Here is a 23,111-nt window from a genome sequence, read left to right as displayed (position 1 = left end):
AGGAGAACCCCCATGTCACGGAGATCCCGTACGGCCTTCGCCGCAGCGTCGGCGGCGCTGGCCACCGTCGCCGCGATCGCCGCGTTCGGCCCGGGCGGCAGCGCCGCCGCCGCGGCCGAGACCTGCGGCGTGCTGTTCGACGACTTCGCGTACGCGTCGTCGGCCGACCCCGCGCTGCCGGCCCGCAACTGGACGGTGCGCACCAACGCCGGCGGCCCCGGCGTGCCGGGCGCGTCGTGGCCGGCGTCCAACATCTCGTTCCCGACCTCCGGCGGGCAGAAGGTGCTCCAGCTCGCCGCCTCCACCGACGGCACCGCCGCCGGCACCAGCCATGCCGAACTGTTCCAGCGGCGGGCGTTCTTCGAGGGCACGTACGCGGCCCGGGTGCGCTTCGCCGACGCGCCGGTCGTCGGCAACGACGGCGACCGTCTCGTCGAGACGTTCTTCACGATCACCCCGCTGGACCGTCCGATGGACCCGAACTACGGCGAGATCGACTTCGAGTACCTACCCAACGGAGGGTGGGGCGAACAGGGTCCGATCTTCTACCAGACCACCTGGGAGACCTACCAGAACGAGCCCTGGGTGGCCGACAACACCCACACCGCGCAGCGCAGCAGCTTCGACGGCTGGCACGACCTCGTGTTCACCGTCTCGCAGGGCCGGGTGAAGTACTACGTGGACGGCCGGCAGGTGGCCGACCACGGCGACCGGTACTACCCGGAGACGCCGATGTCGATCAACTTCAACCTGTGGTTCATCGACCTGGTCACTCACACCGGCGGGCGCAGCACCTACCACCAGCAGGTCGACTGGCTGTACTTCGTCGACCGGCAGGTGCTGACGCCGGCCGAGGTGGCGACGCGGGTGGCGGGTCACCGCTCCGCCGGCACCACGCACACCGACACGGTCGGCGCGGGCGGCGCCTGCCCCACGCCGCCGCCGGGCACCTCCTCGCCGACGCCCACCGGCGTGCCGTCCTCGCCCCCGCCGTCGTCCCCGCCTCCCTCGTCGCCGCCGCCGGCGAACTGCGCGGGCGCGCCGAACTGGGACCGGGGCACGGTGTACCTCGGCGGCCAGCGGGTGCGGCACAACGGCCGGCTCTGGCAGGCGAACTGGTGGACGCTCGGCTCCGAGCCGGGGCTCACCGCGCAGTGGCGCGACCTCGGCCCCTGCTGAGACCGGGACGGGGCGTCGCCGTCGCCAGGGCGGCGGCGCCCGCACCGGACCCGCTGCGGACCGGAGCCGGGCCGGACGCTCCCGGTCGTGGCCCGGTGCCGGACGCTGCCGGTGCTCCGAGGCCGGGTGCCGGCGCGGGCCGGTGCGGAACCGGGCAGGGCGCCCGTAGCGCGTCCACCCGGTCCGTGCTGGCACGCCAGCCGCGCCGCGGGCCGGTACGGGTCAGCGGAGGGTGCCGCTGACGACGCTGGCCGTGGGCGTGTCGCCCGGTCGCCGGGCGGTCGAGGCCCGCTGTCTGGGTGTGGTGGCGGCGAACCTCGCGGCGGGCATCGGGCTGCCGCCGAGGGCGTCGATGTCGTAGGCCAGCCAGAAGGGGCCGGGGGTGTCGACGGCGAAGGTCAGCGCGATGTGTACGGAGGCGCCGGGGGCCAGGCCGCCCAGGTCGAGTGGGATGGTCAGGGTGGTGGCCAGCCCGCCCCCGGGCGGAGTGGTGGCCGGTAGGTCCATCGCCAGGTTCCGGACGAGCAGGGTCCGCCCGTTGTTGACCTTGATCGAGCTGGTCGGCACGGCCGGGTTGACCAGCCGCAGGTGGGAGTGCGTGGCCGGCGAGGTGCCGCCGGGCAGGGGTGCGCCGTTGAGCTGGCTGAGGCTGGTGATGCGGACCCGGGCCTGGGTGATGGGGGCGCCCGACCGGTTGGTGATGGTCCGCCTGATCACCAGTGTGCCGGGCGTTCGGACCCGGTTCGGTGCGACCGACTGGGACACGTCGGGGTCGAGCAGGGTCGACTGCATGGCGGGGTTCTGCTGGTAGGTGCCGAGGCTGTTCTGCGGCGACGGTGAGCCGAGCGCGGAGGGCACCCCGTTGATGGGGCCGCGCACGGTGGAGACCAGCCGGAAGTCCGCGGCGTTGTTCGTGGTGTCCAGTGGCTTGCCGCCGACCTTCAGTCGGTTCCACGCGTGGTGCACGAAGGGCGGGCTGCTGAACGCGGGCAGCGGGGTGCCCTCGGCGAAGTCGGGCGTGGTGCCGGCGGCGTCGGTGACGGTGTTCGCGCTGTCCGGGGCGAGCAGCCGCAGGCCGCCCTGGCCCAGGTCCGACACGATCAGGTCCGGTTTGATGTTCGACAAGGAGTAGGCGGGAGCGGCCACCAGGAAGCCGCGACGTGGCGGCACCGGGCGTACGGTGCCGGGGATCAGCAGGGAGATTCCGTCGGGGGCCTCGATCCGGAATCCGGCGACCGGCAGGTCGAGCTCGGTGGTGTTGACGAGGGAGACGTACTGGTCGGTGAGGCCGTCGACGCCCGACTGGGCGAACTGCTCGATCAGCAGCTGCCCGGGTGCGGCGGACACCTCGACGGTGACGGTGTTCGACACCGCCTCGGCGTTCGGGTTGGTGCCGTCGTACTGGACCCGGAACCGGTTGAGCCCGAACGCGGGCATCTGCAGGTCGAAGGAGGCGGCGTTGAGCTCCAGCGGGAAGGTGCCGAGCGGGGTCTCCACCCCGTTCGGCAGCTCGTCGATGAGCGACACGGTCCCCTCGGCGGTGCCCGGCCCGACGGCGACGTCGAAGTGCACCGACTTGCCGAAGGTGGTCGCCGCGGTGGAGGCGGTCAGGGTGACCTCGCTGGCCGGCTGGATAACCAGCCGGATCGGCTTGGTGGCGCTGAGCCCGTTGGCGTCGGTCACCTTGATGGTGGCGAGGTAGGCGCCGGCCGCGGTGGGGCGGCCGGAGATCAGGCCGCTCGCCGGGGTGAGGGCCAGGCCGGGTGGCAACGTGCCGGCGGCGAGGGACCAGACGAACGGTGCGGTACCACCGATGACGGTGAGCTGCTCGGCGTAGGGGCCGGTGACCTCGCCCAGCGGTGGGGTGGGGAAGACCAGGACCGGCGTCTGGTTGACGGTCAGGACGATCAGGCGGGTTCCGGACTGGCCCGCGGCGTCGACCACCCGGATCACCACCGGGTAGACGCCGGCCGTGGTCGGCACGCCGGAGATGCCGTTGGTCACCGGGTTCAGGGTCAGCCCCGGCGGAAGCTCACCGGAATCCAGCGACCAGAGGAAGGGCGGCGCGCCGTGCGTGATGTTGAGGGTGGCGGCGTAGGCGATGCCGACGGTGGCCGAGGTGGGCGCGTTGAACAGCAGCGTCGGCGACACGTTCGCGGTGACCTCCTGCGAGAGGCTCGACTCGGGCCCGGTCCCCTCGGCCGTACGGGCGGCCACCGCGAACTGGTAGGTGACGGTCGAGGTGAGCCCGGCGATGGTCTGCGTGCTGGCCGGACCGAAGGTCTGACTGGCCTGACGTACGCCCTGCACGTAGGGGGTGACCTCGTAGCCGAGGATCGGCGAGCCGCCGTCCGCGCCGGGTGCCCAGCTCAACACCGCCGTCACGGTGTCGGCGGTGACCGCGAGGATGGTCGGAGCCGAGGGGAGCCCCGCGATCGCGGCGTTCTTCGAACGGGGACCGGTCGGGCCGGTGGCGGCGGCTGAGTGCGGCTGGTTGTCTTGCGCTGAGGACATGGCGGGCTGCTTTCTCGTGGAGAGGCGAGGTGAGCCACGGAATGGAACGGGGGAGGTGACCAGCCCGTGCTGGCCGCGCGAGGACCCGGTGGTTCCCACCGCTGTGGCGACGGGCGACATGCGACAAGTCTTCACGTCATAGAGAACCATCTATCGCATGTCTACCAGTTTCCGCAGCTCAACAGCCATATGAGAAGGCTCGTTGCTCGACCTGTGAGCGCGGGCAGTCGGAAACCCGACTCGCCGCGGGCTCGTCCCTGGGCTGCCCGCCCCGGTCAACGACGAGCGGGCTGCCACCACGCCGTGTTGGCGGCGGCGTGGGCCGTCGGTTCGATGACCTCCCACACCTCGGCGATCAGCCCGTCGGCGATCCGCAGGACGTCGACGACCACGATCTCGGGCCCCGCGTCGGGAAGCCGGCGTCGCGAGTGCACCACGACGTGGTCGCCGTCGGCCAGCAGGTGAAGGACTTCGACCTGCATGCCGGCCGTCGGGCCGAGCGCGGCGCGGACGGCGGCGAGCCATTCCGCCTTGGTCGAGGTTGGCGAACCCGGTCGGTGGTGGACGAAGTCGTCGTCGAGGAACGAGGCGAGCGTGTCGACGTCGCCCGTCTCGACCAGCCCCGCCAGCGCACGCAGGACGAGGCTCCTGTTCTCGGTTGTCATGGCCCAAGTGTTTCCCCGGCCCGGTGGGGATGTCGATGAACTCGCACTTCATGGCGCTCGGCGCGACGATGGGTACGCTCATGATCGTGTACACCGTCGGGGAACTCCTGCGGCAGTGGCGGCAGCGCCGAGGGCTCAGTCAACTCGACCTGTCGATCGCCGCGGACGTCTCGGCTCGTCACGTCAGCCTGGTCGAGACCGGCAGGTCCAAGCCGAGCGTGGAAATGATCCTCCGGCTTGCCGACCAGTTGCACGTGCCGCTGCGTGATCGCAATCGACTCCTGCTCGCCGCCGGCTTCGCGCCCCGGTACACGGAGCGTCCGCTCGACGACCCCGCCCTGTCGGCTGCCCTCGACGCGGTCCGCCGGGTGCTCCGGGCGCACGAGCCGTATCCGGCGCTGGTCTTCGACCGACGGTGGAACATCGTGATGACCAACCGCGCGGTCGACCCGTTCTTCGCGCGAGTCGCTCCCGACCTGTTGCGGCCACCGGTGAACCTGGTCCGGCTGGGCCTGGATCCGCGCGGACTCGCTCCCATGGTCGTCAACCTGGCCGACGTGCGTGCGGTGTTCCGCAGTCGGATCTCGCGCCAGCTCGCCACCGCTGCCGACGCGGAGCTCACCGCACTCTACGAAGAGCTGCTGGATCCCGGGCCCGGGGAGGCCGTGGGCCAGCGGGTCGACGCCGACGTGGTGATCCCGATGATCCTCCGGGTCGACGGACGGGAGCTACGGCTCTTCTCGACCGTCACCACGTTCGGCACGCCGATGGACATCGCGGTCGAGGAGATCGCGATCGAGTCCTACTACCCGGCGGACCCGGAGAGCGCCGCCTACTTCACGAGGTAGCGCACGTCGTGCCGCCGCCGGCGCTCTCTGCGATGCTCTCCTCACGTTTCGTGTCGCGGGTGGAGGGTGGTGGCGCGGCGTGATGGGGCGGTCTCACGCGTTGTCCGGAGTGGTGGTGTGGCTGGGGGGCTGTGCGCTGGCGGCGGGGTGGGGGGCGCGGCCCGCGGTGGGCACGGTGCTGGTCGGTGCGGCGGTCACCGCCGGAGGGGCGCTGCTGCCGGACGTCGACCATCCCGGCTCGGTGGTCGCCCGGTCGTTGGGTCCGCTGACCCGACTCGTCGCCCGGGGCGCGGCGGCGGGAGCGGCCGCGCTGCGGTCGGCGTCCTGTGCGTGCTGCGCGGGCCGGGGCGGCCACCGGGCGGTCACGCACACCCTGGTGTTCGCGGTGACCACTGGGCTGGTGGTCTCGCTGCTCTGCTGGATCGGCGGGGACGTCGCGGCGGCGGTGGTCGCGGGGCTGGCCGCGGCGTTGGCGACCCGCGGGGCGCTACGCAGACGCACCCGTGGGGCGTACGGGGCGGCGGCGGCCGGGCTGCTGGTCGGGTTGATGGCCGCGGCGCTGCCCGGCCCGGTAGCCGGATGGTGGTGGGTGGGCCTGCCGTTGGGGCTGGGCTGCCTGGTGCACTCGTTGGGCGACGCGCTGACCTTCTCCCGGGTGCCGCTGCTGTGGCCGATCCGGATCCGTGGCTGCCGGTGGGCGGCGCTGGGCATGTGGGCCCCGCTGCGCTTCCGCACCGGCTCGGCGGCCGAACTGCTGCTGGTGGTGCCCGCCCTGATGGTGCTGGGCGCGATCAGCGCGTGGACCCTGATCACCCCGTAGCCGGCTACCGTCGCGGCATGCCTGAGTTGATCCCGCCGACCGTCCGGCTGCACGCCGCGTTCCTGGAGTGCCGCGACGACTGGGGCCCCGGCCTCCACGAGGACGGCTTCGGCCTGACGGGCGACGACGACGTGGATTCGCCGGCCGGCTTCGCCAGCTGGGTGCACGAGCGGGTCCGGCTGGACCACCCCGCCGGGGACCCCTGTCCGGAGGAGAAGCACGGCTCACCCCGCTGGATCGTGGAGGACGCCCGAGTGCTCGGCGCGATCGCCCTGCGGCACAGGTCCGACGACGAGACCGGTCACCTCGGCTACGGCGTACGCCCCTCCGCGCGCCGCCGGGGGCTGGCGAGCTGGGCCCTGGGCGAGATGCTCGGCGAGGCGCGCGCCCTGGGCCTGGACCGCGTCCTGATCGTGTGCCTCGCGGAGAACGTCGCGTCGGCGCGCATGATCGAACGCGCCGGCGGCGTCCTGGCGGGGATCGACGGGACCGCGCACGCGCCGGTGCGCCGTTACTGGATCGCCCTGTAGCGGTGCGCCCACGTCGCCGGGGTGCGCGTCGGGCCGCTCCTCCGTCGCGTGGCCCGACGACCCCGACGCACATGGCCGCCCCGCCTGCTCAGGCCGCGGTGGTGGCGGTCGCGGGCTCGGGTGTCGCGGTGGCGGCGGCACCCCGGCGCAGGCCGAGGGCGGTGACGAGCACGGCGACGACCGAGAACACCACCGGGACGACGAGCCCGTGACGGATCGCCGACAGGCCGAGCCCGTGCCCCGGTGCGCCGTCGGCCGCCGCGACGCTGACCGCGGTCACCGCCGAGATGCCGAGTGCCGTGCCGAACTGCATCGACGTGTACAGCAGGCCCCCGGCGAGGCCGTGCTCGCGCTCGTCGACGCCGTCGGTGGCGGCCATGGTGAGGGGCCCGTAGGCGAGCGAGAACGCCAGGCCGAGCAGGAGCATGCCGGGCAGCATCGCCGCGTACGTCCAGTCGGCCGTGAGCGGCAGGAACAGCGCGTACGCGAGGACGGCCGCCAGCACGCCGCCGAGCAGGACCCGCACGTTGCCGAACCGGTCGACCAGCCGGGGCGTCAGCGTGGGGGACAGGATCATGTCCATCGCGACGACGAGCATCGCCAGGCCGGTCTGGAGCGGGCTCCAGCCCCGCAGCTCCTGGAGGTAGATCGTGATCATGAACTGGAAGCCGGCGAAGGAGCCCAGGAACAGCAGCGCGCCGACGTTGGTGCGTACGAGCGGCCCGGAGCGGAGGATGCCCAACCGCACCAGCGGGTCGGCCGACCGCCGCTCGATCACGACGAAGGCCGCCAGGAGGAGCAGGCCGGCGGCGAACACCCCCAGGGTGGTGCCCGGCCCCTGGCCGGCGTTCTCCAGGCGTACCACGCCGTAGGCGAGCAGCAGCATGGCGCCCGTGATGCTCAGCGCGCCGGCGATGTCGAACCCGCCGGTGGGCCGGACCTCGTCGGCCGTGCCCCGGAGCAGGACGACGGCGGCCACGAGGATGACCGTGGCGAGCAGGACCGGGGCGAAGAACACCCAGCGCCAACCGACGGAGGTCAGCAGGCCGCCGGCGACCAGGCCCAGCGAGAAGCCGCCCGAGCCGATGCCGGCGTACACCCCGAGCGCCCTGGTGCGTTGCGGCCCCTCGGGAAAGGCGTTGGTGGCCAGGGCCAGCCCGGCGGGCGTCATGAACGCGGCGGCGACGCCGGTGACGAAGCGCGCCACCAGCAGCATCCAGCCCTCGGTGGCGAGCCCGCCGAGGCCGGAGAAGGCCAGGAAGACGACGAGCCCCAGCAGGAACATCCGGCGGCGGCCGAGCAGGTCCGCCGCCCGCCCGCCCAGCAGCATGAAGCCGCCGTAGCCGAGGACGTACGCGCTCACCACGCCGCTGAGCGTCCCGGTCGACAGCCCGAGGTCAGCCCGGATCGCCGGCAGCGCCACGTTCAGCATCGCGACGTCGATCCCCTCCAGGAAGATCGCCCCGCACAGCACGAGCAGGACGCTCCAGGCCCGGCTGTCCGTACGCCCGCTCGACGTAGCCATGATCCATCGACCCCTCTTCCTCGCCGGCTGCCGTCGGTTCTCCTCGTGCACGCCGGTTCCTTCTTGTAACCAGGTGCATCGTCAGGCACCATCAGTGGCCATGGAAGACGGAACTTCGCGGTCCCTCGGTAACTGCGGGGATACCGACGCCAACTACGACGTGTTCCAGTGGGACACCAGGGAGGACTGCGAGGTCCGCCAGATCCTGGACCGCGTGGCCGACAAGTGGTCCCTGCTGGTGATCGCGCTCCTCGACCAGCGGAGCCTCCGCTTCACCGAGCTGCGCCGGCAGATCGACGGGGTCAGTCAGCGGATGCTCGCGCGTACGCTGCGCCACCTCGAACGCGACGGCCTGGTGAGCCGCACCGTGTTCCCGACGGTGCCGCCCCGGGTCGACTACGCGCTCACCCCCCTCGGGGCGACCCTGCACGAGACGATCCGCACCCTGGTGACCTGGACGGAGACGCACCAGAACGAGATCGCGGCCGCCCGCGAGGCCTACGACGCCCGGGCGGCCGCGGAGCGGGACGCGGCGGACCGGGAGGCGACGGAACGGGAGCGGATCGCCCGGCGGGCGACGGCGGGATCCCGAGGGCGGTCGGCCTGACCCACGGCGTCCCGCGCGGGCGGCTCCCGGCCGGACGCACACCTTCCTGGCCGGCGCCGGTGTGCGGGGTCGGGTTGCCGACCGATGAGGAATATGGGGGCCGTTTCCCGTGCCGGTCGCCGGGCCGCGGTGACATTCTCCTTGGCGTCTGTCGGCGACGAGTGCCTGGAGTGATGTGGATGGACGAGCGGACACGTGTGCAGGTCATCGCCGCCGACCCGGCGGTACGGGTCGGTGTCGACGACATGGCGCGGGCATGCCCGGAGCTGACCGTGGTGGTCGACCGCCCCGACGTGGTGCTGATGGTCACCGACGGGGTCGGCGACGCGGTGCTGCTCCTGCTGCGCTCGCTGTCACGCGCCGGCCGGCGGGTGCTGCTGGTGGCCGAGACGTTGCGGGAGTCGGACGTGGTCGAGGCCGTGGAGGCGGGCGCCGGCGGCCTGCTGCGCCGTTCCGAGGTGTGCCCGGACCGGCTGGGTCCGGCGGTCCGGGCGACGGCCGACGGCAGCTTCACGGTGCCGTCGGGCCTGCTGGGGGATCCGCTGACCCGGGTCGCCGACCGGGCGCCGGAAGGGCCGGCGGCCCGGCAGCTCACCAAGCGCGAGCGGGCGGTGCTGCTGATGCTCGCCGACGGGTACGAGACCCAGGAGATCGCCCGTTCGCTGGCCTACTCGGTGCGTACCGTGACCGGCATCGTGCACACGATCACGCACCGGTGGCAGGTGCGCAACCGGGCGCACGCCGTGGCGTGTGCCCTGCGCGAGGGGCTGATCTGAGTCAGATGAGCCCTCGCCGGATGGCGTACGCGGCCGCGTGGACCCGGTTGGAGACCTGCAACCGGGCCATGAGGTCGTAGATCATGTTCTTCACGCTGTGTGGTGAGCAGCGCAGCTCCCGCGCGATGCCCGCGTTGTCGTACCCCTCGGCGACGAGTCTGAGCACCCGGAGCTGCTGGGCGGTGAGTACGGGCTTCGACTCGTTGCTCATGGTCGCCTCCTGGCCTTGTGGGCGTGTGGGTCACCGGCCCAGGCTAGGAACGGCTCGCCGCTCGCTCATCGGGCCGCCGCACCCAGATTGCCGACCGGCGCCCCCGCATTTCCCACCCCGGTCTACACCCACTGCCGGGCCAGCCGCCCGACCGCCCGTTCGGGACGGTGCACCGCCGCGGTCAGGATGCTGGTGAAGCCGTCGGCCAACGAAGCCGCCCGGTCGGCGGTGAACAGTTCGCCGTGGTACTGGAGACACCCGGCCAGCCGCGTCCCCTCCTCCCGCACGGTGAGCAGCAGGTCGAAGGGGGAGCCGCCCTGGCCGTGCGAGAACGGCTCGGCGCTGACCCCGGGCAACCGGAGCCGGTCGGTCAGGTCGCCGAGGAGCTGGCAGGCGACCTGGACGACCGGGTTGCGGCTCAGGTCGCGCTTCGGACGCAGCGCCGTCACCAGCCGGTCGAAGGGGAAGCCCTGGTGCCGGTACCCGGCCAGCGCCACCTCACGCACCTGGAACAGCAGCTCGGTGAAGGCCGCCCCGGCCGGGCAGGGCACCCGCAGGGCGAGGGTGTTGGCGAACATCCCGATGCCGTTCGCGGCCTCCTCCGTGTCGCGGTTGCCGGCGAACGTGCCGATCACCAGGTCGTCGCGGCCGGTGAGTTCCCCGATCAGCACGGTGAACGCGGCGAGCAGCACCATGAACGGGGTCGAGCCGGTGGCCCGGGCCAGCGTCCGTACCGCGGCGGTGGTCTCCGTCGACAGGCCGAACCGGACGGTGGCCCCGCTCTGCGGCAGCCGCGCCGGCCGGGGCAGGTCGGTCGGGAGGTCCAGGGTGGCCGGCGCACCGGCGAGGTGCCGGCGCCAGTAGGCGAGGTCGGCCGGGTCGGTCGGCGGGAGCGGGGCCGGCGGCAGCGGCTCGACGGCCTCCGCGTGGCCCTGGCGGCGCCGCGCGTACGCCTGGCCGAGATCCCGCCACAGCACGTCCATCGACCAGTCGTCCGCGACGATGTGGTGGATGGTGGCGGCCAGGACGTGCTCCTCCGGGGCCAGCCGCAGCAGCGCGACCCGCAGCAGCGGCCCCTCGGCGAGCGCGAACGGCACGGCGGCGAGCCGTGCGACGGCCGCCCGCGCCTCGGCGGCGTCGGCCACGTCGCGCACCTCGACCGGCACCCGGGGGTCCGGCCCGACCTGCGCGTGGGGCACGCCGCGCCGGGCCTGGAAGGTGGTCCGCAGAGCCGGGTGCCGACGCACCGTGTCCGCCAGGGCCGCGCGCAGCGCGTCGACGTCGACCGCCCCGCGCAGCCGGTAGGACTCGGTCAGCGTGTAGGCGGTCGACCCCGGATCGAGCTGGTCGGCGAACCAGATCCGGTGCTGGGCGGCGTTGAGCGACCCGTCGGCCGGCCCGGCGGTGACGTGGTGCGCGACGCCGGGCGGCGAGGTCCCGCCGGGTCCGGCACCCTCGCCGGTCGCCGGGCCGCCCCGGGTGCCCCACGCGGCGAGTTCGGCCACGGTGGCGGTGAGCACGTCGGCGGGGGAGGGCGACCAGCCCCACCGGCGGCGCAGCCGGGAGCAGACCCGGGTGGCCGCCAGCGAGTCGCCGCCCAGCTCGACGAAGGTGTCGTGCACCCCGACCGGCCCGCTGCCGAGCAACTCGGCCCAGAGGTCGGCGAGCCGGCGCTCGTCGTCGGTACGCGGGTCGACCCGCTCCCCGCCGACGAGCCGGTGCCGGTCGGGTGCGGGCAGGGCCGAACGGTCCAGCTTGCCGCTCGGGCCCACCGGCAGCGCCGGTACGGCCACGTACACCGACGGGACCATGTACCCGGGCAGCCGTTCGGCGAGGTGGGCCCGGAGCGCCCGGACGCCGGGGACGACGCTGGCCACCACGTACCCGACGAGCTGCCCGGCGTGTACCGCGGCGGCGGCGGCCCGCACCCCCGGCACGGTACGCAGCGCGGCGTCGATCTCGCCCAGCTCGACCCGGTGCCCCCGGATCTTGACCTGGTGGTCGACCCGGCCCAGGTAGTCCACGGCCCCGTCGGGCAGCCGCCGGGCCAGGTCCCCCGTGCGGTACAGCCGGGAGCCGGGCGGGCCGAACGGGTCGGGCACGAACTTCTCGGCGGTCAGCCCGGGCCGGCCGAGGTAGCCCCGGGCGAGCTGCACCCCGGCCAGGCAGAGCTCGCCGACCTCCGCCGGGTGGCCGCGGTCGTCCAGGATGTGGGTGCGGGTGTTCGCCACCGCGTGGCCGATGCTGACCGGCTCACCCGCCCGGCAGCGCGACCCGGTCACCTCCACCGCCGCCTCGGTCGGGCCGTAGAGGTTGAGCAGTTCGCAACCGATCAGCTCGGCGGCCTCGGCTACCAGGTCCGGGGCCAGCTCCTCGCCGCTGCAGACGATCCGGCGCAGGGCGGGGAAGCGGGCCCGGGCGACGCGGACCTCGGCGAGGAACGCCCGCAGCATCGACGGTACGAAGTGGATCGCGGTGATTCCGTGCCGGTGGATCGTGTCGATCAGGTACGCCGGGTCGCGGTGGCCACCCGGCCGGGCCAGCACCAGCCGGGCGCCGGCGGCCAGGGTGCCGAAGATCTCCGGCACCGAGACGTCGAAGCTGTACGGGGTCTTCTGGAGCACCCGGTCGTCGGGACCCAGCGGATGCGCCTCCAGCCCCCAGCGGATGCGGTTGACGATGCCCCGGTGCGGCATCACCACGCCCTTGGGCCGGCCGGTGGAGCCGGAGGTGTAGATGACGTACGCCGGGTGTTCAGGGTCCACGGCGACCCGCGGCGTCCGGGTCGGCCGACCGACGGTTTCCCGGCCCACCGACACGGTGGCGAGGGGCCGGCCCGACTCGGCGAGGACCGGCAGGTCCGGCTCGGCCAGCACGGTGTCCAGCCCCGCGTCGGCGACCAGGAAGGCGATCCGCCGGGCCGGGTACTCCGGATCCAGCGGCACGTAGGCGGCTCCGGCGGTGAGGACGCCGAGCAGTGCCACCACCAGGTCGCCGCCCCGGTGCAGGCACACCCCGACCCGGGACTCCGGCCCGATGCCCCGCGCGAGCAGCAGGTCGGCGAGCTGGTTGGCCCGCCCGGCCAGTTCGGCGTAGCTGAGCCGCTCCCGCTCGGTGACCACCGCCACGGCGTCCGGGGTGCGCGCCGCCCGCCGGTGCACCAGCTCGTGCAGGGTGGGCTGTCCCGGGTAGCTCCTGGCCGTGTCGTTCCACGGCGCGACGCTCGACTCAGTCGGCATCCGGGTCCTCCGGTGGGGTGGTCAGGAAGTCCGGCAGCCGGGTGCCGACGCCGTCGCGTTCCGCGTCGCGCCGCACCAGCTCGGCCACGGCGAGGTCGAGCACGCCCAGGCCGAACGGCGAGTAGACGGTGACCCGCTCCGGGTCGTGCCGCCAGCCGGCCCCGCCCAGGACGTCGCCGATGCCGGCGGCGATGAAGTCCCGGTTGCCGGTCTCCTGCTCCGCGAGGTGCAGCGAGGTGGCCGCCCGGCAGACGTGGTCGGCGTCGTCGACCACGTTGACCGCGGCGAGGATGTCCGCCGGGAAGATGTCCCGTAGCGACAGGTGCAGCACCAGGGCCCCGGGCCGGCATGCTGCCAGCCCCAGGTGCGGTACGCCCGCCGTGGTGGCCAGGCAGACCAGCGGGTGGGCGCCGAGCGCCTCCTCGACGTCGCCGGCGACGCTCACCTTCAGGTCCCACCGCGCGCAGCGCCGGGCGAAGGCGGCGGCCCGCCCGGCGTCCAGGTCGTGGACGGTCACCTCGGCCAGGGCGGGCAGCGCCGCGCGGAGGAACCGCAGCACCTCGAAGTTGATCACGCCGCAGCCGACCAGGGAGACGCCGTCGGCCGGCGGGGCGAGGGCGCCGGCGGCCAGGGCGGCGCTGGCGGCCGTGCGCCGGGCGGAGATCGTGGAGCCCTCGATCAGCGCGACCGGGTGGCCGTCCCGCATCGAGTTCACGACGATCGCGGCGGAGGCGCGCGCCAGCCCGCGGTCGATGTTGCCGGGGAACGACGAGATCCACTTCATGCCGGCGACGGGGGTGTCGTCGCCCAGGTACGCGGGTAGCCCGATGATCCGGTTGCGGGCGTCCTCCGGGAACCGCAGGAAGACCGAGTGCGGCAGCACGGTACGTCCCCGCGCGTGCAGGACGTAGGCGCGGCGGACCGCGGCCAGGACGGCCTCCTCCCGCTCGGCCAGGATCTGCCGGACCTCGCCGGCGGACAAGATCAACATGACGGCCCGTCCATGGTCCGTTCCCTCCACAGGTGGCTGACGTCGCCGAAGTGCCCGCTCACCCAGTCGTCGTCGTAGATCGTGCTCAGGTAGCGCTCACCCCGGTCGGGGAAGATCAGCGCACAGGTCGCGCCGGCCGGGATCAGGTCGCGCAGCTGCTCCACGGCGGCCACCACCGCGCCGGACGAACCGCCGGCGAGGATGGCCTCCCGGCGGGCCAGCCGGCGGCACCCGCTCACGCAGTCCAGGTCGCTGACGTGCACCACCTTGTCGGCCAGCCCGTCCCGGTAGAGCTTCGGGCGGATCCCCGCGCCGTGGCCCGGGATGAGCCGCTTGCGCGGGGTGTAGTCACCGAAGATCGCGCTGCCCGCGGCGTCCACGGCGACCATGGTCAGCGCCAGGTCGTGCCGACGCGCGTAGTCGGCGCAGCCGCGCAGTGTGCCGCAGGAACTGGTCGCGCAGAACAGGAAGTCCAGCGGGGCCGGCACCCCCTCGACGATCTCCCGCATGGTCGTCTCGTGGGCGCGCGGGTTCAACGGGTTGCCGTACTGGTCCGGCCACCAGGCGTCCGGGACGGTGGAGACCAGCTCCTGGACGCGGCGGATGCGCTGCGGCAGGTACTCGCCCGTGGTCGGGTCGGTGCGGGTCACCACCTCCACCTCGGCGTCGAACGCGCGCATGACCGCGATGTTCTGCGCGTTCGTCCGGGGGTCCACCACGCAGATGAACCGGATTCCGAAGTAGCGGCACACCTGGGCCAGGCCGATGCCGAGGTTGCCCGAACTGGACTCGACCACCACCGAGCGGCCGGGCCGCAGCTCGCCGGCCCGGATCCGGTCGATCAGCATGCTCAACGCCGAGCGGTCCTTGATGCTGCCGCCCGGGTTGTGCGCCTCCAACTTCGCCCAGAGGGTGAACGGGGCGTCCGGCATGAGCTTGTCCAACCGGACCAGTGGGGAGCCGCCGATCGTGCCCAGCACCCCGCCGATGTCTGTCTCATCGGCCCGCATGTTCGCTCCCGCTACGGCGATCCGTAGCGGCCCGCAGGGTGTGACCGGAAACGGTTGCGGTGCCGGGGATCGCCTCGGCCGGGTCGTCGGTGGTACCGAGCATCCGGTTGGTCTCGTCCACCATCACCACGCGCGGCGAGTAGCCCTTCGCGTCCGGGTCGGCCACCGCCGCGTAGCTGATGATGATGACCAGGTCCCCCGGTTGGATCAGTCGGGCCGCGGCCCCGTTGATCCCGATGACCCCGCTGCCGCGCTCCCCGGCGATGACGTACGTCTCCAGGCGGGCGCCGTTGTTGATGTCCACCACGTGCACCTGCTCGCCGGCGATCAGGTCGGCGGCGTCCATCAGATCCTCGTCGATGGTCAACGAGCCGACGTAGTGCAGGTCGGCCTGGGTGACCACCGCGCGGTGGATCTTCGATTTGAGTATGGTGCGCAACACCTTCAGCTCCTCCTTGGGTGCTCAATCGGCAGAAAGCGCGCTCGACGTACCGAGCGGCTCAGCGTCGCCACGGCGGCGAGCAGGACCATCCAGACGGCCATCGACCACGCGGCGTGTGTCGGCCCTAGCGCCTCCAGCAGGTAGCCCCCGACCAGGGAACCGAGCGCGACCGCGCCGTTGGCCAGCAGGCTGACCGCGCTGAGCACCCGGCCCTGGATGTGGTCGGGGGTGAGGGCCATCTGGTACCCGGCGACCGCCACGTTCCAGATCGGCCCCACGAACCACATCAGGGCGTACGCGGCACCGGTCAGGTAGCGGTCGTCGGTGAGCGCGATGACGCAGGTCATCAGCGCCCACACCCAGTTCGCCGCGATGACGATGGCGCGCATCGAGAACCGCCCGGCGCACCAGGTCGCCACCAGCGAACCGAGCACCCCGCTGGTGCCGGCCACACCGAGCAGCAGGCCGATGGCCGCCGGGGCCGCCCCGGCGGCCTCGAACGCCACGATGATGACCAGGAACAGGACGCGGAACAGCAGGTTGCTGCCGGCGACCAGGAGGGTGGCCGTCCGCAGGAACGGCTGCCCCCACAACCAGCGCAGCCCCTGGGTGAGTGCCGCGGCCAGCTTCCCGGCACCGGGCTCGGCCACGGTCGCGCCGTCCGGCGCGGCCTGGAAGTCGCGGCGGATGAACAGCAGCGTCAGCAGGGAGACCAGGTAGGAGACCGTGTCCAGCACGAACGGCCAGATCCGCCCCAGCCCGAACAGCACGCCGCCGAGCGGGGTGCCGGCCATCACCGCGGCCCGCTCCCGGGCCTCGTTGCGCGACAGCGCGGTGGTCACCTGACTCGGGTGCACCAGGTTCGGGATGGCGGCGCCGGCGGCCAGCTCGTAGCCCACCGACAGCGTCCCCTCGACGAAGCCGACGGCCAGCACGTGCCACAGGTGCAGCTCGTCGACGGCGATCGCCGCCACGATGCTGCCCACCCCCAGGGCCCGCAGCACGTCGCACCAGATCATCACCCGCCTGCGGTCCCACCGGTCCACCAGCGCCCCGGCCGGCAGCTGGAACAGCAGCGTCGGCACCAGCGCCACGAACCCGGCCAGCCCGGCGGCGCCCGGCGACCCCGTCAGCGCCAGCACCAGCAGCGGGTACGCCACCAGTGACGCGGTCGAGCCGAGCATGGAGACCGCCGACCCGCTCCACAGCAGCAGGAAGTCCCGGTTGCGGTGCAGCGGCGGGATCTGCTCGCCGGTCACCCGGTCGTCGACCCGGCTCACCGGTCGCCGCCGATCCGGTGGCCGGCGGGGCCCCGGCGCGGGCTCACCGGGCACCCCGGCGGGCGGCGACGTCGGCCGGCCGGTTCCGGGCGGTCAGCCGGGGGACCGCCGGCCGGTCGTCCAGCTTCGGGTAGCCGGGCAGCGCCCCGACCAGCCGGGCGACGGTGGGGTGGTCGAACAGGGCCCGGACCGGCACGTCGACGCGGAGCAGCGTACGCAGCCGGACCGCGACCCGGGTCGCCAGCAGCGAGTGCCCGCCGGCCTGGAAGAAGTTCTCGTGCACCCCCACCTCGCCGGTGCCGAGCACCTCGCCCCACACCCGCGCGACCGTCCGCTCCTCGGCGGTGCGCGGCGCCACCCGCGCGGGCTCCTGCCCGCCGGCACCGGGTCGCGGCACCGGCAGGGCGTTCCGGTCGACCTTGCCGGTGGGGGTGAGCGGGAGGGCGTCCAGCGGTACGTAGGCGGCCGGGCACATGTAGTCCGGCAGCGTACGGAGCAGGAACTCGCGGAGCTGCCCGCCGGTCGGTACCGGGTGCCGCTCCCCGCCGACCAGGTACGCGACCAGTTCCTGCTGCCCGCCGAGGCGCTGCGGGTGCACCACGGCGGCCCGGACGTGCTCGTGGGCCAGCAGCGCCGCCTCGATCTCGGCCGGTTCGATCCGGTGCCCCCGGATCTTCACCTGGTGGTCGACCCGGCCGAGGATCTCCAGGTGCCCGTCGGCATGCCAGCGGGCCAGGTCACCGGTGCGGTACATCCGGGCACCCGGCAGCGCGGAGTGCGGGTCGGGAACGAACCTCTCCGCGCTCAGCGCGGGCCGGGCCCGGTAGCCCCAGGCCACCCCGTCCCCGCCGATGTGGATCTCACCGGGGACGCCGACCGGTACCGGCTCCAGCCGCTCGTCCAGGAGGTAGAGCCCGGCGTTCGGGGCCATGCCGAAGTCGACGGGTCGGCCGTCCGGGGCCAGCCGGGTCGTGGTGGACCAGACCGTGGTCTCGGTCGGCCCGTAGATGTCCCACACCGTGGCCCCGGTCGAGGCGAGCCGGACCGCCAGCTCGGCCGGCAGTTTCTCGCCGCCGCAGAGGACGGTCGCACCGGCCGGCGCGGACCAGCCGGAGTCCAGCAGCATCCGGTACGTCACCGGAGTGGCCTGGAGCACCGCCGGCGCGGCGGTGCGGATCAGCTCGGCCATCCGCTGGGGGTCCCGGGTCTGCTCCGCGTCGGCCACCACCACCCGGCCGCCCACCAGCAGCGGCAGGTACAGCTCCAGCACCGAGGGGTCGAACGACACGGTGGTCAGGGCGACCACGGTGGCCCCCGCCGGCAGCCCCGGCCGGAGCCGCATCGCGGCGAGGAAGTTGCCCAGCCCCCGGTGGCTGATCATCACCCCCTTCGGGGTACCGGTCGAACCCGAGGTGTAGATGACGTAGGCCAGGTCGTCGGCGGCCGGACGGACGGCCGGCCGTTGCCGCGGACGGGCGGCGATCGCCGCCCGCTCGGCGTCCAGCAGCACCGTCCGGATCCCCGCGGTGTCCAGCCTTCCGGCCAGCTCGGTCTCGGTCACCATCACCTGCGCGCCGGCGTCGGCGAGCATGAAGGCGGTCCGCTGCGCCGGGTAGTCGGGGTCCAGCGGCAGGTACGCGCCCCCGGCGGCAAGCACCGCGAGGAACGCCACGACCAGGTCGGCGCTCCGGTTCAGGTGCACCCCGACCAGCGCCCCCGGCCCGACGCCCAGCTCCCGCAGGTGGTGGGCGAGGCGGTTGGTCCGGCGGTCCAGCTCGGCGTAGCTGAGCACGTCGTCGCCGAAGACCACCGCGTCCGCGTCGGGGGTGGCCGCCACCTGCCGGGCGACCAGCCCGGGCAGCGTCGCGTCCGGGACCGGCAGCGGACCGCCGGCGCCGAGCGCGAGCACGGCGCGCCGGTCGCCCTCCGGCAGTCGGCACCGGCGCGGGTCGCCCGCCGGGTCGGCGACCATCGCCTCCAGCACCCGCCGGTAGCTGCGGGTGATCAGGTCCAGGTGGCAGTCGGAGATCCGGTCCGTGCCGGCCTCGACGATCAGCTGACCCGGTTCGCTGGACACCGAGAGGCCGAACTCGTTCGGGGTGGTGTCGGTGATCGCCGACCGGTCGATGCCACCCAGGTCGAGCACGTGCATGTCGGTGTAGTTGAAGAAGACGTCGACCAGCGGCTGCTGGTTGCCCCACTCGCGCTGCATCGCCGGCAGCGGGTAGTGCCGGTGCGGCCAGAGCGCGACCTCCCCGGCGAAGACCAGGCGGGCCTGCTCGGCCCAGCTCGACCCGGTCAGCTCCACGGCGAACGGCACCGTGTTGAGGAACATCCCCCGCACCTGGTCGCCGTCGGTCAGCTCGGGTCGCCCGTTGCAGACCAGCCCGCTGTGGAAGCGCCGCTGCCCCGTCACGATGCCGAGCACGGTCAGGTGCGCGGTGAACAGCAGGCTCTTCAGCGGTACGTCCGCCGCGCGGGCCAACTCCCGCAGGCCCGGCATCAGGTCGGCGAAGGGCACCCGTACCGCCCGGTAGCGGGCACCCTCACCCGCCCATGCCGCCGGGATGCCGAGCCGCTCGTGGGTCCGTACCCGCGACGCCCAGAACTCCCGGTCGACCCCGGCGGCCACCGCCCGCCGCTCGAGCGCGACCGCGTCGGCGAACCGGACGGCCGGCGGCGGGGCGGGCCGCGGATCCTCCCCGTCCCGGATCCGGCGGTGGTACGCCAGCAGCTCCGGGACCAGCGAGTTCTGGCTCCAGCCGTCGAGGATGGCGTGGCTGTAGCTGACCAGCAGCCGCCACCGGTCGTCGGCCAGCTGGTAGGCGTGCAGCCGCAGCAGCGACGGCGTACCCAGGTCGAAGCGGTCCCGCCGCTCCTCGGCGACCAGCCGGGCCACCGTGGTCTCCTGCTCGGCGACCGGCACCCCCCGCAGGTCGGTGTGGCCGACCCGGATCTCCGCGGTGGGATGGATCAGCTGGAGCGGCTCGTGGTACCCGGTCAGGTCGATCGAGGCCCGCAGGATCTCGTGCCGGGCGGCGAGCAGCTGGGCGGCGGCGTGCAGGGCGGGCAGCGAGAACGCGTCGCCCTCGATCGGGTAGCAGAGGCTGTTCAGGTAGAGGTCCCCGGTCGGGTCGGCGAGCATCTCGTACGCCATGCCCGCCTGCACCATCGACAGCGGGTACGCGTCGACGACGCCCTCGGGCAGCCGGGCCCGGTCCTCCTCGCGGATCAGCGCGAAGCGCTCCACCGTTCGGGTGGCCTCGGTCGGCAGCCCGCCTCCCCGGGCGTCGACGGCCTCGGCGAGCTCGGCGACCGTCCGGTATCGGAAGAGGTCCGCGACGGTGATGTCGAGCCCCTCGCTGCGGAGGCCTCCGACGACCCGGATGGCGCGGATGCTGTCGCCGCCGATGTCGAAGAAGCGGTCGTGGATGCCGATCGGCCGGTCGTGGCTGGTGAGGGCCTGGCCGAAGGCGGCCACGACGAGGTGTTGGGTGGGCGTGCCGGGCGGGGTGTGGTGGGTGTCGTCGGCCCGGGTGCCGGGTGCGGGGAGGGCGTTGCGGTCGACCTTTCCGCTGGGGGTGAGGGGGAGTTCGGCGAGGGTGGTCCAGTGGGTGGGGACCATGTATTCGGGCAGCCGGGCGCGGAGGTGGGCGCGCAGGGTGGCGGGGTCGACGGTGTGGCCGTCGGCGGCGGTGAGGTAGGCGGCGAGTTGCCGGTCGTCGCCGGGTCCGTGGGGGTGCACGACGGCGGCGTGGACGGTGGGGTGGCCGGCGAGGGTGGCTTCGATCTCGCCGAGTTCGATGCGGTTGCCGCGGATCTTCACCTGGTGGTCGAGTCGACCGAGATACTCGATGGCGCCGTCCGGGCGCCAGCGGGCCTGGTCGCCGGTGTGGTAGGCGCGGCCGCCGCCGTCGCGGGGGGTGAAGCGCTCGGCGGTGAGGGCGGGCCGGCGGTGGTAGCCGCGCGCGAGCTGGACGCCGGTGAGGAGGAGTTCTCCGGGAACCCCGACGGGGACGGGGTTGTCCCAGGGGTCGCGGATGTGGGCGCCCGTGTTGGCGATCGGGGTGCCGATGGTGACGGTCCGGTCGGGGTGCACGGGGGTGGCGGTGACGTCGACGGCGGCCTCGGTGGGGCCGTAGAGGTTGTGCAGCTCGACGTCGAGCTGGGCGTGCACGGTGGCGGCCAGGTCGTCGGGGAGGGCCTCGCCGGAGCAGACGACGCGTCGCAGGTGGGGCAGGGCGGTGCGGGTGGTGGCGAGGTAGGTGGTGAAGGCGCGGAGCATGGACGGGACGAAGTGGATGGTGGTGATGCGCCGCCGGTCGATGGTCTCGGCGAGGTAGGTGGGGTCGCGGTGCCCGTCGGGGCGGGCCATGACGAGGGTGGCGCCGGTGGTCAGGGGCCAGAAGAACTCCCAGACGCTGACGTCGAAGGTGTACGGGGTCTTCTGCAGGATCCGGTCGGTGTCGTCGAGGCGGTAGGCGTCCTGCATCCAGCGGAGCCGGTTGACGATGGCGCGGTGGTCGATCAGGACGCCCTTGGGGCGGCCGGTCGAGCCCGAGGTGTAGATCAGGTAGGCGGGGTTGCGGTCGTCGGTGGCGACGTCGGGGCGGCCGGCGGGTTCGCCGGCGAGGGTCGGGTCGTCGAGGTGCACCCGGGGGCCGCGGTGCCAGTCGTGCTGGTCGGGGTCGTCGACCAGGGTGACGGGGTCGCCCGCGTCGGCGAGCATCCAGCGCAGCCGGTCCACGGGTTGGGTGGAATCGAGCGGAAGGTAGGCGGCGCCGGTCTTGAGCACGGCGAGCAGGGCCACGGCGAGGGCGACGCGGCGTTGCGCGCTGACGGCGACGATCCGTTCGGGGCCGGCGCCGAGGGCGATCAGCCGGTGGGCCAGCTGGTTGGCCCGGGCGTCGAGTTGGGCGTAGCTCAGCTCGACGTGGTCGTCGACCACGGCGACGGCGTCGGGGGTGGCGTCCGCCCGCGCCTCGATCAGCTGGTGCAGCAGGGTGTCGTGGGGGTAGTCGACGCCTGTGTCGTTCCAGGCCGCGAGCTGGGCCGTCTCGGCGTCGGTGAGCATGGGCAGCCGGGTGACCGGGGTCTCCGGGTCGGCGACGACGGCGGCCAGCAACCGCCGGTAGTGCCCGGCCAGCCGCCGCGCGGTCGCGGCGTCGAACAACGCCGTCGCGTACTCGACCACCCCGGAGAAGGACCCGTCCGCCTCCTCGGTCACCTGCATGGTCAGGTCGAACTTGGCGGTGTGCCAGAGCGTCGGCACCTGCCGCGCGTGCAGCCCCGCCCCGGCGAAGTCGGCGGCCGTGGCGTTCTGCATCACGAACATGGTCTGGAACAGCGGGTTGCGGGAGAGGTCGCGCTGCGGGGCCAACGCGTCGACGATCCGCTCGAACGGCACGTCCTGGTGGGACTGGGCGTCCAGCACCGTCTCCCGGACCCGGGCCAGCAGCTCGACGAAGGACGGCTCGCCCGCGAGGTCGGCCCGCAGCACCAACGTGTTGAGGAAGAGTCCGACCAGGCCGTGCACCTCCAGCCGGTCCCGGCCGACGGCCGGGGTGCCCACCGCGATGTCGGTCTGCCCGGTGTAGCGGGCCAGCAGCACCTGGAACACGGCCAGCAGCACCATGTACGGCGTCGCCCGGTGCCGCCGCCCGAGCGAGGCGAGGGCGCGACCGAGGTCGGCCGGCACGGTGAACGGCAGCGTCGCGCCCCGGGGGTCCTGCACCGGCGGGCGGGGCCGGTCGGTCGGCAGCTCCAGCGGCACGAGGCCGGCCAGCCGGTCGCGCCAGTGGTCGAGCTGCCCGGTCAGGCCGGCCGCCCGGTCCCGCTGCCGCACCGCGAAGTCCGCGTACTGGATCGGCGGCGGGGGCAGGGGGGACGGCTCGCCGGCGACCAGCGCCGGGTAGAGCGCGCCGAGTTCCCGGGCCAGCACGCCGACCGACCAGCCGTCGAACGCGATGTGGTGGGCGACCAGCACCATGACGTGCTCGTCCTCGGCGAGCCGGACCAGCCGGACCCGCAGCGGCGCGTCCCGACCCAGGTCGAACGGGGTGCCCGCCTCGTCCCGGATCAGTGCGTCCAGCCGCGCGGGCCGCCTCGACGGGACGCACCCGGTCAGGTCCACGACCGGCAGCTCGACCGGCTCGGCCGGGCCGACCACCTGGCTCGGCCGCCCGTCGACGACCTGGTAGCGGGTCCGCAGCACCTCGTGCCGCCGGACCACCTCCCGCCAGGCGTCGCGCAGGGCCGCCAGGTCCAGCGGGCCGGTCAACCGCCAGCTGAACGGCACGACGTACTCCGCGCCGCCGGGCCGGATCCGGTCGAGCAGCCACACCCCCTGCTGCGGGTAGGACAGCGGCAGCGGACCGGCGGGCCGCCGGGGCGCGCCCGGGGCGGCCGGTGGCCGGCCCGGGGCCCGCCCGGCGAGCAGCGCCTCCAACAGCGCCCGACGGCGGGCGTCGGCCG

At 73.9% G+C, this 23,111-nt stretch carries 16 protein-coding genes; 6 read left to right on the top strand and 10 right to left on the bottom strand.

Features of this window, described 5'->3' with window-relative positions; genetic code table 11:
• Positions 1 to 12 precede the first annotated feature (12 nt).
• A complete protein-coding gene (locus V6V16_RS03670; RefSeq protein ID WP_334559449.1) occupies positions 13 to 1,179 on the top strand; it encodes a carbohydrate-binding protein in 1,167 nt (388 codons plus the stop codon).
• A 222-nt stretch (positions 1,180 to 1,401) separates the two neighbouring features.
• Here the strand turns inward: V6V16_RS03670 and V6V16_RS03665 are convergent, their stop codons facing one another.
• A complete protein-coding gene (locus tag V6V16_RS03665; RefSeq protein WP_334559448.1) occupies positions 1,402 to 3,693 on the bottom strand; it encodes a putative Ig domain-containing protein in 2,292 nt (763 codons plus the stop codon).
• Positions 3,694 to 3,968: 275 nt separating this feature from the next.
• A complete protein-coding gene (locus V6V16_RS03660) occupies positions 3,969 to 4,358 on the bottom strand; it encodes a nuclear transport factor 2 family protein (RefSeq protein ID WP_334559447.1) in 390 nt (129 codons plus the stop codon).
• Positions 4,359 to 4,393: 35 nt separating this feature from the next.
• Between V6V16_RS03660 and V6V16_RS03655 the strand changes: the two genes are divergently transcribed.
• The 3 genes from V6V16_RS03655 to V6V16_RS03645 all read left to right on the top strand — a co-directional run bounded on the left by V6V16_RS03655 (position 4,394) and on the right by V6V16_RS03645 (position 6,556).
• Entirely contained in the window at positions 4,394 to 5,206 is an 813-nt protein-coding gene (locus tag V6V16_RS03655; RefSeq protein WP_334559445.1) for a helix-turn-helix domain-containing protein, read from the top strand.
• An 82-nt stretch (positions 5,207 to 5,288) separates the two neighbouring features.
• The gene (locus V6V16_RS03650) at positions 5,289 to 6,026 is read left to right on the top strand and encodes a metal-dependent hydrolase (RefSeq protein WP_334559644.1); all 738 of its coding nucleotides are present in this window, start codon (positions 5,289 to 5,291) and stop codon (positions 6,024 to 6,026) included.
• Between the two features lie 17 nt (positions 6,027 to 6,043).
• Positions 6,044 to 6,556: a GNAT family N-acetyltransferase gene (locus tag V6V16_RS03645; RefSeq protein ID WP_334559443.1), complete on the top strand. Its 513-nt coding sequence runs from the start codon at positions 6,044 to 6,046 to the stop codon at positions 6,554 to 6,556.
• 88 nt (positions 6,557 to 6,644) lie between these two features.
• Here the strand turns inward: V6V16_RS03645 and V6V16_RS03640 are convergent, their stop codons facing one another.
• A complete protein-coding gene (locus V6V16_RS03640; protein WP_334559441.1) occupies positions 6,645 to 8,081 on the bottom strand; it encodes an MFS transporter in 1,437 nt (478 codons plus the stop codon).
• Between the two features lie 100 nt (positions 8,082 to 8,181).
• On the opposite strand from V6V16_RS03640, the gene V6V16_RS03635 reads away from it, so the two are divergent.
• Positions 8,182 to 8,688, top strand: coding sequence for a winged helix-turn-helix transcriptional regulator (locus V6V16_RS03635; protein ID WP_334559440.1), 507 nt, complete (start codon positions 8,182 to 8,184; stop codon positions 8,686 to 8,688).
• Positions 8,689 to 8,867: 179 nt separating this feature from the next.
• Positions 8,868 to 9,464 (top strand): response regulator transcription factor, encoded by a 597-nt coding sequence (locus tag V6V16_RS03630; protein ID WP_334559438.1) that lies wholly within the window; start codon positions 8,868 to 8,870, stop codon positions 9,462 to 9,464.
• 1 nt (position 9,465) lies between these two features.
• On the opposite strand, the gene V6V16_RS03625 is transcribed toward V6V16_RS03630, so the two are convergent.
• The 7 genes from V6V16_RS03625 to V6V16_RS03595 form a co-directional block, all read right to left on the bottom strand.
• Positions 9,466 to 9,675 (bottom strand): response regulator transcription factor, encoded by a 210-nt coding sequence (locus V6V16_RS03625; protein ID WP_334559436.1) that lies wholly within the window; start codon positions 9,673 to 9,675, stop codon positions 9,466 to 9,468.
• Positions 9,676 to 9,797: 122 nt separating this feature from the next.
• Positions 9,798 to 12,914: an amino acid adenylation domain-containing protein gene (locus V6V16_RS03620; RefSeq protein WP_334559435.1), complete on the bottom strand. Its 3,117-nt coding sequence runs from the start codon at positions 12,912 to 12,914 to the stop codon at positions 9,798 to 9,800.
• Positions 12,904 to 13,905 carry a 2,3-diaminopropionate biosynthesis protein SbnB gene (sbnB, locus tag V6V16_RS03615; RefSeq protein ID WP_334559433.1) on the bottom strand — a complete coding sequence of 334 codons (1,002 nt, stop codon included), beginning with the start codon at positions 13,903 to 13,905 and terminating at the stop codon, positions 12,904 to 12,906. Before sbnB ends, V6V16_RS03620 begins: the two co-directional genes overlap by 11 nt.
• Entirely contained in the window at positions 13,899 to 14,915 is a 1,017-nt protein-coding gene (gene sbnA / locus V6V16_RS03610; RefSeq protein ID WP_334559432.1) for a 2,3-diaminopropionate biosynthesis protein SbnA, read from the bottom strand. The genes sbnB and sbnA overlap by 7 nt, the downstream gene beginning before the upstream one ends.
• Entirely contained in the window at positions 14,902 to 15,357 is a 456-nt protein-coding gene (gene panD / locus V6V16_RS03605; protein WP_334559430.1) for an aspartate 1-decarboxylase, read from the bottom strand. Before panD ends, sbnA begins: the two co-directional genes overlap by 14 nt.
• A 2-nt stretch (positions 15,358 to 15,359) precedes the next feature.
• The gene (locus V6V16_RS03600) at positions 15,360 to 16,637 is read right to left on the bottom strand and encodes an MFS transporter (RefSeq protein WP_334559428.1); all 1,278 of its coding nucleotides are present in this window, start codon (positions 16,635 to 16,637) and stop codon (positions 15,360 to 15,362) included.
• 43 nt (positions 16,638 to 16,680) lie between these two features.
• Positions 16,681 to 23,085 carry an amino acid adenylation domain-containing protein gene (locus tag V6V16_RS03595; RefSeq protein ID WP_334559427.1) on the bottom strand — a complete coding sequence of 2,135 codons (6,405 nt, stop codon included), beginning with the start codon at positions 23,083 to 23,085 and terminating at the stop codon, positions 16,681 to 16,683.
• Positions 23,086 to 23,111 lie beyond the last annotated feature (26 nt).

Origin of the sequence: Micromonospora sp. CPCC 205561 (assembly GCF_036906775.1) — a bacterium.
In the GTDB taxonomy this organism is placed as follows: domain Bacteria; phylum Actinomycetota; class Actinomycetes; order Mycobacteriales; family Micromonosporaceae; genus Micromonospora.
The sequence above is the reverse complement of the archived record's forward strand: the minus strand, read 5'-3'. Positions and strand labels throughout refer to the sequence as shown.